Genomic DNA, 1,010 nt, shown 5'->3' with positions numbered 1-1,010 from the left:
TGGACCTCTGTCAAGAAAGTGGACACACCGTTAGTGTAAATTAGCTGCTCTTGTTGTAGTACATGATCTCAAATAGATTTGGTGATACGTAGCCCAAAGAACCATGAATTCTTTTACGATTGTAAAAGATCTCGATGTATTCGAACAGCTCTTGTTGCGCTTGAGCTTTGGTTTTGAATCGAGTGCAGTAAATAAACTCTTTTTTCAGAACGCTGTGGAACGATTCGATGCACGCATTATCATAGCAGTTGCCTTTGCGACTCATACTCGCCATCATTTTGTACTTTTGTAGCCTCGCTCGGTACTCTTCCGAGGCATACTGCGCCCCTCGATCAGAGTGGTGAATAAGCCCCTCAGCAGGCTTCTCGGCAAAATAAGCCTGATCCAATGCGCCAAGCACAAGTTCCGTTGTCATGCGGGATGAAAGCTTCCAGCCCACGATTTTACGAGTATATAGATCCATGACGCTGGCTAAATACATACGGCCCTCACGACATGGAATGTAAGTAATGTCCGTAACCCATACCTTGTTCGGGGCTGTTGTCTTGAAGTTTTGATTCAGCAGGTTCGGTGCGATGGGACTGGTATGATTGGAGTCTGTTGTCGTGACTTTGAATTTCTTCGACACGCATGAGCGCATGTTGTTCTCCCGCATGAGAATCCCCACAGTACGCTCGGACACCTCCCAACCTTCCTTCCGAAGGAGCATTGTGATTTTGGGGCTGCCGTAGCGGCACTTGTTGTCAAAAAAATGCCAAGAAATCCGGGACAACAAAACCCGTCGGCGCTTCTGGTAACTGTTCTCGTTGTCTTTTTCCCTGCACCATTTGTAATAACCGCTCCGTGAAACTTCGAGCACAGCGCACATCTTCTCCAATCGAAACTCGGAGCGATGATCTTCGATGAATTGGAACCTTAGTTCCTTTCTTTGCTGAAGATGTGCAGCGCCTTTTTTAAGATGGCGAGTTCTTCCTGGAGATCTTGATTCTGACGTTCTTTCTCCTGATTCT

The 1,010-nt window shown here is 46.6% G+C and carries 1 protein-coding gene; it reads right to left on the bottom strand.

The features are described from left to right. Positions 1–40 precede the first annotated feature (40 nt). A partial coding sequence (locus ACTHRH_RS25675) for an IS3 family transposase (RefSeq protein WP_440418293.1) occupies positions 41–1,010 on the bottom strand: 970 nt, incomplete at its 5' end.

This window comes from Paenibacillus sp. SAFN-117, assembly GCF_051966115.1.
In the GTDB taxonomy this organism is placed as follows: Bacteria; Bacillota; Bacilli; order Paenibacillales; family NBRC-103111; genus Paenibacillus_L; species Paenibacillus_L residui.
Note: the sequence above shows the minus strand (reverse complement) of the source record. Positions and strands in the feature narration are given on the sequence as shown.